Origin of the sequence: Flavobacterium limnosediminis JC2902, assembly GCF_000498535.1 — a bacterium.
GTDB lineage: Bacteria > Bacteroidota > Bacteroidia > Flavobacteriales > Flavobacteriaceae > Flavobacterium > Flavobacterium limnosediminis.
In genome coordinates, this window is record NZ_AVGG01000001.1 from 443,896 (window position 1) to 457,815 (window position 13,920).

The window sequence follows — 13,920 nt, forward strand, 5'->3', positions numbered from 1 at the left end:
ATGGCCAAACTAAAAAAAGGAAGCGTTTTCACTCTTGTCGGGCTCTATGTTCTGACCATTCCTTTTTTCAATACATTGAACGTAACTGCCTACGACAATTCTCAGATTTTGGGTCATTTCGGCGCTTCCACGACGGTTTTTACCTATTCGAGTTACATTCCCGCTTTTGCCATGTTAGCCTTTTTACCGTTGGCATTAATAGTTGCAAAACAAATTCCGTTGCGCACGATGATTTTATCCGTCAGTTTTTTGGCAATACTGTTCAATACCGCTTCTTTATATACGACATCCATTCAATGGTTTACGGTTTGGCGCTCCCTTTTATCCATCATTTCCATCATCGGAATATTCGCCACCATGATACCCATAATCCTGAAATACAACCCAGCCTTCAATATGGCCATTATGTACGGCATCATGCAGTTCATTCTTCAGGGGAGCCAACACATTTATAAATATCTGGGCACTAATTTTACCAGTTTATACGATTGGACCTTCAGCATTTACTTTCTGAATTTCAATTTTTTTATCGGAATTGTTCTGGCGTGGATTTTCTATAAAAAAGATGTGGCTCCGATGAAAAGCGTTTTTCAGTTTGATTGGAGAGGGTGGTTTCTGATGATTTTATCCTTTACTGTTATCCTTTTTCTTTGTGCCGAAGGACAGACCCGAAACTGGTTCAGTGATCCGAAAATATCGATTTCTGTTGCTTTCTTGCTGATCATTATCGGGATTTACCTGCTCCATGCCCGTTTTACAAAAGAACCGCTGATTAATCCGGATGTGTACAGGTACAAAAATGTGGTATTTGGTTCGTTTCTCTTTTTCTATACCGGCGTGATGAACGGAACCGGAAGCATCGTTTCGGGCTACATGACCAACGTTCTTGGGTTTGACACACTGTACCAGGCACGGACGCATTTGGCATTGCTGATCGGGATTTTCATCGCCATACCGCTGTCGACGTATCTACTGTATAAACGAATTTACATCGCCACCATTTGGATTACCGGATTTACCTGCTTCGGATTATATCACACCCTTATCTTCTTTCGGTTTTATCCCGAAATCAGTCCGTCCGACTTTTTCCTGCCCTTTATTATCAAAGGACTGGCCATCGGTTTTCTGTATCCCGCCTCAGCACTTTACATTGCCGAAGGAATTCCTAAAAATTTAGGCGATTCCCGAATGATGAGCGGCGTCATAGCCCGAGTCATTTTAGCTACACTGTTGGGCGGCGCAATTTTAGGAACAATGATTTCCAATGCTAACATTCATCATAAAACCGGTTTAAGCCAACAGTTATCCCCTACAAATCAATTAGCTGAAAATCAGTTAAATCAATCAAAAACCGTATATTTACGTAAAGGTTTGTCCGAAAAAGAGGCACAAAAAATGGCAGAAAAGAACCTTTCCAATCAAACATCACAAGCCGCCATTTTACTTGCTTACAAGGATATTTATCTGGTATTGTCCGCCATCTGTTTTTTGCCGGTTCTCATTATTCTGCTTTTCAGACTGGGAAGAAGGCCGTTGGGAAGAGTGGAACTGGAACCGATACCTATTTAAATACAATTCGTTCTTTTTGGTTTTTTGCAATTACTGATTGATTTCCATTTAAAATTAAAACCTTATGGTTAAAGCAAAAAAATATCGTTTATTCAATCATTTATGGGATAAAGAGGACGGACTTTTAAGTATGTTGGTTTTGCTTTTCATCATGCACTTCCTTTTTATTCCTCTGTTTGGCAACCATTCCTTTTTAAAGTTAGCTATGCAGATTTTCTGGGTACTCTTTCTTTTGTCAGGTATTTTTGCATTGGGGACCAGTAAAAAACAAGCCTCACTGATTTCCATTATTCCTGTTTTGTTTGTAATCGTTGGCTGGATCAGTCTTTTCGATACCAGCAATTTCATTATAATTACCGATTTCGTCCTTTCGCTTGCCGTCCTTTTGCTGTTAATTACTTTGGTCCTTATAAAAGTGTTTGAACCCGGGCCTGTAACTATATTCAGGGTAGCGGGCTCAGTAGTGGTTTATATGCTGATGGCAAGCCTCTGGTCTATCATTTACCTTTTCCTTTTCCAACGTATCGACGGCTCATTCCAAATCACCCTACCACCATTTGAAAGAAACAGCCTGGAAGCCAATTTTTTATATTTCAGCTATATCACTATCACAACCACAGGTTATGGCGAAATCCTTCCGTTGCATCCGTTTGCGCGCTCAATGGTTCAGATGGAGGCCATATTTGGCGTGTTATATCCTGTAATTCTGATTGGACGTCTGGTATCAGACAGTAACACCCCGGATCTCAGAAAAAATAAAACCTGACTATTCAATTTTTATCCGTTTCACTAACTTTTAAAAACCAAAGGGCATGAAAAACAATTCCGAACTTAATAGCAAAACGCTATTCGACATCATCCTTCAATTGGGAATGATATTCCTTATCATGGGATTCTGTATTAGGCTTTTACTACCTTTTATGATGCCTATCCTTTGGGCAATCATCTTTGCCATAATAATACATCCCTTGTATAATTTTGTCCAGAAAAAATTAAAGGGACGCGGAGGTCTGGCTTCATTTTTAATAATAACGGTCATATTGCTGGCAATCATCCTGCCTACGATTACTTTCTTCAATTCGGCAGTTTCCAGCATTATTGATGTAAAAGACCAAATGGAAGCCGGAACCCTGAAAATAGAAACCCCGGCCCAAAAAATGAAGGATTGGCCTATTATCGGAGACAAAATATACAACTTCCTGCATGCTGCCTCTGTTAATCTTGAAAAGGCCGTGATGGACTACAAAGAACAAATAACGGAAGTCTCCAAAATGCTATTGGGAAGCATTGTCAGTTCAGGACTGACGTTTCTCCAAATCATCCTTTCGCTTATTATTGCAGGATTCCTGATGGCGTCCAAAAGCTCTCAAAATTTAGCCACAGATTTAATCATGAGAGTCGCCGGACCCACAAAAGGAGAAGAAATCATCGACATAACGGTATCTACCGTATATCAGGTGGTGAAAGGAATTTTAGGCGTAGCGGTAATACAGACCATCATTCAGGCCTTCGGATTGTTTCTCTGTGGTGTCCCTTTTGCTGGAGTTCTGACCTTAATCTGTCTGATATTATCCATTTTACAGATTGGTCCTATCATCGTCAATATCGGGGTAATCATTTATCTTTTTTCAACTGGCGACAGTACTACCACTGCTGTTTTATGGACAGTCTTTTTCGCGGTCAGCGGCTTATCCGATAATGTGCTGAAACCACTGCTTTTAGGCAAAGGAGCCTCCGTTCCCGTGCTGGTTATTTTCCTTGGTGTTATCGGCGGGTTCATGATGTCCGGATTTATCGGTTTATTTGTGGGTCCGATCGTATTTTCCATCGGCTACCAATTGTTTGATGCCTGGATGCATGAGGGAAAAGAGACTGTAAAAGAAAGTACACCTGTTGTGGGAGAATCGCACGAAGGGGTTGAGCTCTGAATCTGATTTTTTACTGCAACCAAAACTATTTCATAAAAAAACCTGGCCCGTATTTATACAGGACAGGTTTTTTAATTTGTATTGCGGCATTTTTGTCTCAGACTTCCTTTACCGAAATTATTTTAACAGGACAGGCTTTCTCAGCCAACTCACAACTTTCAACTATGGTATGATCGGGTGATTTTAAAGTATAAAAACCTTTAGAATCTACGGCTTTCAGCAAGACCGTTTTCCCGTCTTTTTTTGACATCTGAAATTGCGCCGGAGCCAGTTCTACACAATAATTACAACCAATACATTTATTTCTCTGTAAGGTAACAATAACCATTAGTTCTCCACAATTTTATACATTTTGTCCGATAAACGGATGCGGAACGGCACTTTCAGCGTACAACTGTCGCCTTTGGTTGCCTTTTCCGAAGCCTCATCGTTTACCAGCATTTCTTCCAGAATCAGTTCCTGTGCTCCCGTGCTTGGCCCGGTGATCAGAATCTTATCGCCTTTTTTAATATCGTAAGCTTCGATTTTGAATTCGGCCACATTGGATTTCGGGAAATAATGCATGCCTTTCCCAACGTACACCTTTTTCTGCGTGGCATTCGACCCCGGATTGTCCGACCATTCGCCCAGTTTTTGACCCAAATAATAACCAGACCAAAATCCGCGATTGTAAACGGTTGACAAAGCTTCCATCCAAACGCTTATTTTTTCTTTGGTAAAAGTGCCTTCATAATAAGCATCGATAGCTTCTCTGTAGGTTCGTACCACGGTTGCCACGTAATCGGCAGCCCTTCCTCTACCTTCAATTTTCAGTACTTTGATCCCTGAATCGATAACCTGATCCAGAAAATCCAGCGTACACAAATCTTTCGGCGACATCATGTATTCGTTGTCGATTTCGATTTCGAAGCCGCTTTCCTGATCGATTACCGTATATTTTTTACGGCAGTTTTGTTTGCAGGCGCCACGATTGGCAGATGAATTATGTGAATGCAGGCTAAGGTAACATTTCCCCGAAACCGCCATACACAACGCGCCGTGACCGAAAATTTCGATTTCCACCAAATTCCCCGAAGGACCTTTGATTTGTTCCTTTTCAATATCATCGGTGATTTTCTTTACCTGACGCAGACTCAGTTCGCGGGACAACACTATGGTATCCGCAAACAGACTGTAAAACTTAACGGTTTCAATGTTGGTCACGTTCAGTTGGGTCGAGATGTGCACTTCGATTCCCATCGTTTTTGCCGTCATGATTACCGCCTGATCCGAAGCGATTACCGCAGTTATCCCTGCTTCCTTCGCTTTGGTCAAAAGTGTTTTCACAACCGATAAATCGTGATCGTAAATAATCGTATTTAAAGTCAGATAGGTTCTGACGTTTTCTTCATTACAGCGGCGTGCAATTTCCGGTAAATCGTCCAAAACGAAATTCACCGTCGCGCGCGCGCGCATGTTCAATTGTTCGACACCAAAATAAATTGAATCACAACCATTGTCCAAAGCGGCCTGCATCGATTCGAAGTTACCTGCCGGAGCCATCAGCTCAATTCTTCCCGAAGTTGTCATTAGCTGATAATTTTAAACAATTTATCGGATAATCGCACTCGGAACGGAACAGCAAAAGTGACTTTATCACCCGGTCTTGCCTGAGTGCCTTCACTTCCGTTGACGAACATTTTTTCTAAAATCAGTTCTTCGTTACCGGTTGTTGGTCCGGAGATTAAAATTTTATCCCCAAGATTTAATTCCTGATTTTCGATGATGAAAAGTCCGACTTGTGCTTTCACATAATAATGTTCGGCTTTGCCAAGCAACACTTTTTTGATTTTTATTTTCTGACGGATAGTTTTCGGTTTTTCGGCTACAGCCAAAGGAGTATCGGTCAGCTCACCTGATTTCTTGAATTTCAGCGATTCTGATTTTCCTTTTCGGAAGACTTTGTTCCCCACCTGCGCTCCTCTTCTTAATTTCACCTGTTCGGCTAACGGCAAATGGGTAATTTCTAAACATTCAGTCGAACAACAATTGTCCATCGCTTCCTTACATTCATCACATTGGATAAACAGCAAATGACAGGCGTCGTTTTCACAGTTCGTATGATTGTCACATGGTTTTCCGCATTGGTGGCACTGGGAAACGATATCGTCGGTGATGCGCTCTCCCAAACGGTGGTCAAACACGAAGTTCTTTCCGATGAATTTGCTTTCCAGACCTTCTTCCTTAATCTGCTTGGCATAATTGATAATACCGCCTTCTAACTGGAAAACATTTTTGAATCCCTGATGTTTGAAATAAGCCGATGCTTTTTCACAACGGATACCTCCGGTACAATACATTACCAGATTTTTATCGTCCTTAAAATCTTTCAGCTGATCGTTGATAACCGGTAACGATTCGCGGAAAGTCTCCACATCCGGGGTAATTGCTCCTTTGAAATGCCCCACTTCACTTTCATAGTGATTTCTGAAATCCACCACTATCGTATTCGGATCGTCCAAAATCTCGTTAAAGGCTTTGGCATCAAGATGGACGCCTTTATTAGTTACATCAAACGTTTCGTCGTTCAATCCGTCGGCCACAATTTTATGACGTACTTTCACGGTCAGTTTCAAAAACGAGTGATCATCGTGTTCCACCGCCACATTCAAACGGATGCCTTTCATGAAATCATAAGCTTCCAAAGTCTCACGGAAGGCTTCGAAATTTTCGGCAGGAACCGACATTTGTGCGTTAATACCTTCTTTGGCAACATACGTTCGGCCCAAAGCATCAAGCTTGTTCCATTCGATGAATAAATCGTCTCTGAATTGTTTAGGATCTTCAATGTGCGCATAGGTGTAGAAAGACAACGTAAGACGTTGTTTACCGGCCTGATCGATAAGCTCGGCTCTTTCTTCTGCGCTTAAGGTGTTATACAGTTGCATGCTATAAACGTTAAGTGAGAAATAAATAAGTTGTGAATTCTAAATGGAAGAATCCGGGTGCAAAAATAAACATTTTAAAATAAATTCAAAACATATTGACTGACAACATCTTAAGGGAAATAAAAAAAGAAAATTATTTTCTGACAGAATGGCTCTCGATATCATAAAAACAGACAAAAAATTCGATAAACTACTGTTTTTCAGACATAAACAACCCAAAAAACATAAGAAGAATCTGTACTAAACGATATAATTTTTCTATCTTTATCAGACCGATTCCTAATTTATCAAACATGAAAAGATATCTGAAACCGTCCGTCTTTTGGCTTTTCATCTTTATTCCGGTAACGGTTCTGTTGGAAAGAATAGTAACAAGTGAATCGCTTGTATTTTTTTCGGCTTCCCTTTCGATAATTCCCATAGCAAAATTAATCGGCGAATCAACCGAAAACCTGGCGCATTACACCGGTGATACGATTGGCGGCCTGTTGAATGCGACTTTCGGCAATGCTCCGGAGTTGATTATTGCCGTTATGGCACTGCATGCCGGTCTGCATGAAATGGTTCTGGCCTCTCTCGCCGGAGCAATTCTTGCAAACTTATTGATGGCCACTGGGATTTCTTTTCTGGTAGGCGGCATAAAATTCCACAATCAGGAGTACAATCCCGTCACCATAAAGATGTACAATTCCATGATGTTTCTGGCCGTGTACAGCATGCTTATTCCCAGCTCCTTCCATCGTTTTTTCATTACGGGAGAAAATACCGTTTACAGGCAGAACGAGAGCAATCTTAACATACTGCTTGCGGTCAGTCTTCTGTTGGCTTATGTTTTTTATCTGTACTTCATGATTAAAACACATCCGGACTTATTTAAAAGCATCAAAAAAGCACCTGTGGTAAAAGAAGAAGAAGAACACGAACCGTGGAGCAAAAAAAAGGCAATAGGCGCTCTTATTGTGGCTTCTGTTACCGCGGCATTCATGAGTGAAATACTCGTCGGTGCCGCGGAGGGAACCGGCAAAGAACTGGGCATGAGTTCTGCCTTTATCGGAATTGTTTTTGTTGCCGTAATCGGAGGCGCGGCAGAAAGCATCTCTGCCATCACTATGGCGGCCAAAAACAAACTGGATCTGACCATTAGCATCGCCTTGGGAAGTTCCATACAAATTGCACTTTTTATAGCCCCCTTACTGATACTGCTGAGTTTTTTTGTCGGACCAAAACCTATGTTTTTAAATTTCAACCGCGCAGAAATCGGAGCCTTGCTTATGGCGGTCATACTCACCACGGTGGTTTCCGGAGACGGGAAGTCGAATTGGTTTAAAGGGATTCAGATGATTACATTATACTTGCTTATTGCCCTGTTATTTTATTTTATTCCGGAGCAGACATAAATCGGGTTTCCGCAAATAAATCCAAAAACTTATATCCAAATCATTTAAAAAATCACAACAATCGTTGAAATTACACAAATCATCGTACAAAAGCTTAAATAAAGAATTATTCAAATGAAAACTGTTAAATCAATATAGTATTTTTTATATTTGTATAAAAACCTACAAATATTCTTATCAGAATTCACAATGCCGCTAAGGGCATTTTTTAAAGTTATTGCCCCCATTTATATTTAAATTATTTCTAAAACACACTTTTTGGTTATTCATTAATTCCGAAAAAAGTATGCAACAGTTGTCAACCGATTGCTGTTTAAGAAATGTCACTTGGGAAAGAAACAATAGTCCTGCTATTCTATAATTTTTAAAATGAATCGAAGATGAATGCGCTAAAAAAATCAAAAGTCCTGTTTATATTGCTCTTCTTGTCAGGCATTTGGGTTTCCTGCAAGAAAGAAGAAAAAGTCATGCCGCCAATACAAGTTCCATTTGTAGTCGTTCAAAAAAGCGATGTCCCGGTGCACAGGGAATATCCCGCTCAGACTTTTGGGGATTTAGATGTGGATTTAGTGGCACGTGTAGACGGAATTCTACAGGGAATTCATTTCAAAGAAGGCGACAAAGTCAGAAAAGGACAGCTGCTATACACCATTGATCCGATAGAATATGATACAAAAGTAGAACGTGAAAAAGGACAGGTAGCCGCTTTCAGAAGTTCTTATGTAAATGCAGAGGAAGAACTAAAAAGAATACGCCCCTTGGCAGAGATGAATGCCGTAAGTAAAAGAGAATTGGACGCCGCCGTTGCCCGGGCAAAAGCTTCAAAATCGAGTCTGGAAAGTGCCGAGGCAAGTTTAAGAAACCAACAGATAGAACGCGGATACTGTAATATTTACGCACCTGTTGACGGCGTTATCGGGATAAGCAATGCCAGAATAGGCGATTATATTTCAAGAATAGGAAATACTTCGCATCTGAATACCGTTTCAAAATTAAACGAAGTGCGTGTCCGTTTCGCAGTTAGCGAAGCGTCCTTTTTACAATATCAGAAAAAATTCGGAAAAACTCCCACCACACTAACCGACTTAGAACTGATACTCTCAGACGGAAGCACTTACGCACATAAAGGCAAAATGAATTTTTCCGATGCCAGTGTAGATCCCACCACGGGAACGGTAACCTTCGAAGCCCAATTCCCAAATCCTGAAGGAATATTGCGATCCGGACAATTCGTGAAAATCCGTATCGTCGTAAGTACGCAGAAAGATGCCATCGTTATTCCGCAAAAAGCAATTACCGAAATGCAGGGCATCTATCAGGTTTATGCGATTGATCAAGCCAAGAAAATTCAGGTACGTGTTGTGGAAGTGGGCGAAAAGATAGGAACAAACTGGATTGTATCCAAAGGCTTGGAATCCGGAGACCGCGTGGCTATAGTCGGTACCTTATTTGTTCAGCCCGGTTCTGTTGTCGAGCCGATTCCTTTTGCGGAAAATGTCGAAAAAGATGTCTCAAATCAAACTGAATAATTATGGATAATTTTTTCGTAAGGAGGCCGATTGTCGCCATTGTGCTTTCGATTTTAATCGTAATTATCGGATTTTTATCATTAAGATCTACTCCTATATCAAAATACCCTGATATCGCCCCACCAATTATCAATGTGAACGGCAGTTACAGGGGAGCCAATGCCATCAATGTGGAACAGGCCGTAGCCACACCCATAGAACAAAAGGTAAACGGTGTGGAAAACATGATCTACATGCAATCCACCAATGCCGGAGACGGTAATATGGGGCTTTCCGTCACCTTTGATATCGGAACCAATTTGGATATTGCCACCATGCTGACCCAAAACAGGGTGGCCGAAGCAACACCTAAACTACCACAAGATGTTAGAACTACCGGAGTTTCCACAAAAAAATCTTTGTTGGTTCCGATGTTGCTTATTTCGTTACACTCTCCCAACAACACCTACGACGCCGCCTTTTTAAATAACTACGCGACCATCAATGTCGTGGATGCCTTGGCGCGTATTAAAGGTGTTGGGGAAGTTTTACTTTACGGAGGAAGTAATTACGCGATGCGAGTATGGATCAAACCCGATGTGTTATCCAAATACGATTTGACCGCATTGGATGTGATGAGTGCGATTCAGGAACAAAATGCGATTGCGCCGGGTGGTAAATTTGGAGGACCACCGGCAAAAAATGGCAACGAATTCACCTACAATGTAATGCTGAGTGATCGATTGATAATGCAGGAAGATTTTGAAAACATCATTATAAAATCGAATATAAAAAACCAGCAAATCCGACTGAAAGATGTAGCCACCGTTTCATTGGGAACCGAAAACTATTTCACTCAGGCACGACTAAACGGCAAACCGGCAGGTGTTATCGGTATCAAACAAATGCCCGGTTCCAACGCTTTGGAAGTGGCAGAGAATGTGAAAAAGACCATAGCAAAACTAAGCGAACGATTTCCAAATGATTTAAAATATGATGTTTCACTGGATACCACTTTAGCCGTTTCCGAAGGGATTAATGAAATTGTACACACCTTGATTGAAGCTATTTTTCTGGTAATTCTCGTGGTGTTCATTTTCCTTCAGAACTGGAGAGCGACTCTAATTCCGTTGATTACCGTTCCTATCTCCTTAATCGGAGTGTTTATGCTTTTCCCGCTCTTAGGATTTTCGGTAAACGTATTATCACTTTTAGGTTTGGTGTTGGCAATCGGAATTGTGGTGGATGATGCCATCGTGGTTGTGGAGGCGGTGATGCATCATATCGAGCATGGGATGACGCCAAGGGAAGCCACAAATCAAGCCATGAAAGAAGTATCGGGGCCAGTAATCGCTATCGCAATAGTACTTACCGCAGTATTTATTCCTGTTGCGTTAACGCCGGGAATTACGGGTCGACTGTACCAACAGTTTGCCATTACCATTGCGATATCGGTAATTTTCTCTGCCATTAGTGCATTGACGCTAAGTCCCGCTTTATGTGCCATGCTGCTCAAACCTGCCAAAGAGCAAAAAGGATGGCTCGGAAAATTTTACGGAGGGTTTAACAGGATTTTCGATTCGGTTACCGAAAAATACACCGGAATAGCGGCTTATCTGATAAAAAAATCCATCCGAAGTCTGATCTTTATCGGAATTGTTGTTGGGGTGATCGTGATTTTAGGTGCTAAAATTCCATCCGGATTCGTACCGGAAGAAGATGAAGGCTACTTCTATATCAATGTCGAACTTCCTTCGGCATCTTCATTGGAAAGAACCAGCCAGGTCTGCAAGCAGATTGAAGGCATATTGGCAAAAGATAAAAACATTGAATTCTACACCACAAATGCCGGATTCAGTTTATTGAAAAACTCCAATGCCACCAATAATGCCCTGATCTTCATCTCCCCTGTAGAATGGAGCCACCGGGATAAGAATGTGGCGGAAATCATGAAGGAACTGAACGCTAAATTTCTGACCCAAATTACCGACGCTACGGTTTTCGCTTTCGGACCACCTCCGATAGCCGGTATCGGGAATGCAGCAGGTTTTACCATGATGCTACAGGACAAAGGGGGAAACAATCCTCAATATTTGGCTGAAAACACCAAGAATTTCATGACCGCCGCCAAAAAACGTCCCGAAATCGGTACCATCAGAACCACTTTTAATGCGAGTGTTCCTCAAATACGTCTGGAAATCGACAGGGATAAAGTAAAAGAACTGAATCTTTCGTTGGCCGATGTGAATATGACTGTCGGCGCGAATTTGGGTGGACAATACATCAACGAATTTAACCGGTACGGCCGTCAGTATATCGTGTTGATTCAGGGTAATCCGGATGAATTCATCAATCCGACGGATATCAGTAAAATATTTCTGAAATCGAAAGACGGTAACATGGTTCCGTTGTCGTCGATTGCAACTATAAAACGGGAAACCGGCCCCGAATTCACCAACCGATTCAACTTGTACCGTTCGGCAGAAATCGGGGGAACTCCTGCACCGGGTTACAGTTCGGCACAGGCTTTAAAAGCATTGGAAGAAACCGCCAAGGAAGTGTTGCCGCAAGGTATGGGTTACGAATGGTCGGCCATGAGTTTTCAGGAAAAAGCCGCTGAAGGAAAAGGAAGCGTGGTTTTCATAATGGCTTTGGTATTCGTTTTTTTAATTCTCGCAGCACAATACGAAAGCTGGAAACTCCCCTTCAGTGTATTGTTAGGAACACCGTTTGCCGTTTTTGGAGCCTTCCTCGGATTGTACCTCTGTAAACTGTTCAGTCCGGATTATGTGAATAATGTTTTTGCACAAATCGGACTGGTATTACTCATCGGATTGGCAGCTAAAAATGCCATATTGATTGTCGAATTTGCCAAAGCGGAACACGAGAAAGGCGTTTCATTATTGGATTCGGCATTAACCGCAGCCAAATTGCGTTTCCGTCCTATCCTGATGACGGCCTTTGCGTTTATCTTAGGGGTTGTTCCTTTGCTGACGGCTTCCGGTGCCGGCGCTCAGGCCCGAAAAGTAATGGGAACGGCTGTATTTAGTGGAATGTTAGTCGCCACTATATTAGGAGTGTGCTTTATCCCTACACTTTTTGTGTTCATAGAAAGTTTCGGAAAAAAGAAAACGGAAACGACAACTACGGAAAATAATAGTGAACCAAATTCAACAAGCCATGATTAAAAAGTATAAAATAAGTTTTGTCATTTTAGCTCTGGCATTGCTTCCGATGGGTTGTATGGTAGGTCCGAAATATTCAAGACCGGAGGAACAAAAAGCCGAAAGGTATCAAAACACTGAGATTCCTATAGACACGGCCAAATCAGTTGTCAATCTGAAATGGTTTGATATTTTTGACGATGATGTGCTCGAAGGCCTCATCAATAAAGGTATTGAAAACAATTACGACATGAAAATCGCTATGGCCCGGCTGGAACGTGCCCGAGCCGAATTAGGCTATTCAAAAGCCGATCTGTATCCGTCTTTCCAGTACGGAGGTACTGTCTACGCCAATAAAGATGCCTTTTTACCGACGAATGTGGGTGCAAGCATGAATTGGGAACTGGACTTTTGGGGTAAGGTCCGTCATCAGAATAAAGCATTGCAAGCGGAATTACTGGCTACCGAAGAAGCCCGAAAAGTGATACTGACAGGGATTATCAGCGATATAGCCATTTCCTATTTCCAGCTCAGGGATCTGGACAACCAATTGGACATCACTAAAAAAACGTTAGTTGCCAGACAGGAATCTTTTAACATCATCAACGAACGATTTATAAAAGGCTATGTGTCCGAGGTTGATAAAGTTCAGATCGAACAACAAGTAGCCATCGCCGAAGCCGGAATTCCGCGTATCGAAAGACAGATTACGTTTTTGGAAAATGTCATTTCGGTTTTGTTGGGTCAGGTTCCCGGAAGAATTGAACGCGGTAAAGCCAACAGTGATCAAAAACTTGTGACCGACATTCCTTTATCGCTTCCTTCAAAGTTACTTGAAAACCGGCCGGATGTGCGACAGGCAGAACTCTATTATGTGTCTGCCAACGAAAAAATCGGAGTGGCACAAGCCATGCGATACCCTTCCTTTAACATTGCTGCCATCGCTGGTTTTGCAAGCGTTTATGTGAGCGATCTGTTTCAGGACAGTTCCTACAAACAGAATGCCTCGGCGGGTGTTGTCGGACCAATATTCAACTTCGGAAAAAACAAACGCAGGGTGGAAATTTACAGACAAGAGGCTGAGCAATCCAAGTTCTATTATCAGAAAACCTATCTCATCGCCATTTCCGAAGTGGAGCAATCTTTACAGGACGTAAAAACCTATAAGCAGGAATGGCAAGCCAGAAATAAGCAAGTACAGGCAGCCAGAAAGAATCTTGAACTGTCCGATGCCCGGTACTATAATGGTTATGTTTCCTATTTGGAAGTATTGGATGTTCAACGGAATTTGTACGAAGCGGAACTGGAACTTTCCAGACTATCGCAACAGCAATTAAGCGCAACGGTGCAATTGTACAAAGCTTTGGGCGGCGGTTGGAATTAGTAAAACCAATCCGATAAACACCTTGAGAAAAACAATCACAAAT

General features: G+C 41.8%; 10 protein-coding genes. 7 read left to right on the forward strand and 3 right to left on the reverse strand.

The window, feature by feature from the left end:
• The 3 genes from FLJC2902T_RS01995 (at position 1) to FLJC2902T_RS02005 (ending at position 3,497) form a co-directional block, all read left to right on the forward strand.
• On the forward strand, positions 1-1,569 hold the full coding sequence (locus tag FLJC2902T_RS01995; RefSeq protein ID WP_023578115.1) for an MFS transporter: 1,569 nt from the start codon (positions 1-3) through the stop codon (positions 1,567-1,569).
• Between the two features lie 64 nt (positions 1,570-1,633).
• Positions 1,634-2,335, forward strand: a complete 702-nt coding sequence (locus FLJC2902T_RS02000; RefSeq protein ID WP_023578116.1) for a potassium channel family protein — start codon at positions 1,634-1,636, stop codon at positions 2,333-2,335.
• A gap of 46 nt (positions 2,336-2,381) precedes the next feature.
• A complete protein-coding gene (locus tag FLJC2902T_RS02005) occupies positions 2,382-3,497 on the forward strand; it encodes an AI-2E family transporter (RefSeq protein WP_023578117.1) in 1,116 nt (371 codons plus the stop codon).
• Positions 3,498-3,594: 97 nt separating this feature from the next.
• On the opposite strand, the gene FLJC2902T_RS02010 is transcribed toward FLJC2902T_RS02005, so the two are convergent.
• From FLJC2902T_RS02010 to trhO, 3 genes are read right to left on the reverse strand one after another with little or no spacing between them, the layout of a single operon-like run.
• Positions 3,595-3,825: a ferredoxin gene (locus FLJC2902T_RS02010; RefSeq protein ID WP_035676690.1), complete on the reverse strand. Its 231-nt coding sequence runs from the start codon at positions 3,823-3,825 to the stop codon at positions 3,595-3,597.
• Positions 3,825-5,066, reverse strand: a complete 1,242-nt coding sequence (locus FLJC2902T_RS02015; RefSeq protein ID WP_035676693.1) for a peptidase U32 family protein — start codon at positions 5,064-5,066, stop codon at positions 3,825-3,827. Before FLJC2902T_RS02015 ends, FLJC2902T_RS02010 begins: the two co-directional genes overlap by 1 nt.
• Positions 5,066-6,424: an oxygen-dependent tRNA uridine(34) hydroxylase TrhO gene (gene trhO / locus FLJC2902T_RS02020; RefSeq protein WP_023578120.1), complete on the reverse strand. Its 1,359-nt coding sequence runs from the start codon at positions 6,422-6,424 to the stop codon at positions 5,066-5,068. The genes FLJC2902T_RS02015 and trhO overlap by 1 nt, the downstream gene beginning before the upstream one ends.
• 293 nt (positions 6,425-6,717) lie before the next feature.
• On the opposite strand from trhO, the gene cax reads away from it, so the two are divergent.
• From cax to FLJC2902T_RS02040, 4 genes are all read left to right on the forward strand, one after another.
• Positions 6,718-7,821, forward strand: a complete 1,104-nt coding sequence (cax, locus tag FLJC2902T_RS02025; RefSeq protein WP_035676696.1) for a calcium/proton exchanger — start codon at positions 6,718-6,720, stop codon at positions 7,819-7,821.
• Between the two features lie 380 nt (positions 7,822-8,201).
• The gene (locus FLJC2902T_RS02030) at positions 8,202-9,350 is read left to right on the forward strand and encodes an efflux RND transporter periplasmic adaptor subunit (RefSeq protein ID WP_023578124.1); all 1,149 of its coding nucleotides are present in this window, start codon (positions 8,202-8,204) and stop codon (positions 9,348-9,350) included.
• Positions 9,351-9,352: 2 nt separating this feature from the next.
• Positions 9,353-12,517, forward strand: a complete 3,165-nt coding sequence (locus FLJC2902T_RS02035; protein WP_023578125.1) for an efflux RND transporter permease subunit — start codon at positions 9,353-9,355, stop codon at positions 12,515-12,517.
• The gene (locus FLJC2902T_RS02040) at positions 12,510-13,877 is read left to right on the forward strand and encodes an efflux transporter outer membrane subunit (RefSeq protein ID WP_035676697.1); all 1,368 of its coding nucleotides are present in this window, start codon (positions 12,510-12,512) and stop codon (positions 13,875-13,877) included. The genes FLJC2902T_RS02035 and FLJC2902T_RS02040 overlap by 8 nt, the downstream gene beginning before the upstream one ends.
• Positions 13,878-13,920: the final 43 nt, after the last annotated feature.

Coding starts and splice junctions, on each gene's coding strand:
- FLJC2902T_RS01995 (WP_023578115.1), top strand. CDS start 1: ATGGCCAAACTAAAAAAAGGAAGCGTTTTCACTCTTGTCGGGCTCTAT.
- FLJC2902T_RS02000 (WP_023578116.1), top strand. CDS start 1,634: ATGGTTAAAGCAAAAAAATATCGTTTATTCAATCATTTATGGGATAAA.
- FLJC2902T_RS02005 (WP_023578117.1), top strand. CDS start 2,382: ATGAAAAACAATTCCGAACTTAATAGCAAAACGCTATTCGACATCATC.
- FLJC2902T_RS02010 (WP_035676690.1), bottom strand. CDS start 3,825: ATGGTTATTGTTACCTTACAGAGAAATAAATGTATTGGTTGTAATTAT.
- FLJC2902T_RS02015 (WP_035676693.1), bottom strand. CDS start 5,066: ATGACAACTTCGGGAAGAATTGAGCTGATGGCTCCGGCAGGTAACTTC.
- trhO (WP_023578120.1), bottom strand. CDS start 6,424: ATGCAACTGTATAACACCTTAAGCGCAGAAGAAAGAGCCGAGCTTATC.
- cax (WP_035676696.1), top strand. CDS start 6,718: ATGAAAAGATATCTGAAACCGTCCGTCTTTTGGCTTTTCATCTTTATT.
- FLJC2902T_RS02030 (WP_023578124.1), top strand. CDS start 8,202: ATGAATGCGCTAAAAAAATCAAAAGTCCTGTTTATATTGCTCTTCTTG.
- FLJC2902T_RS02035 (WP_023578125.1), top strand. CDS start 9,353: ATGGATAATTTTTTCGTAAGGAGGCCGATTGTCGCCATTGTGCTTTCG.
- FLJC2902T_RS02040 (WP_035676697.1), top strand. CDS start 12,510: ATGATTAAAAAGTATAAAATAAGTTTTGTCATTTTAGCTCTGGCATTG.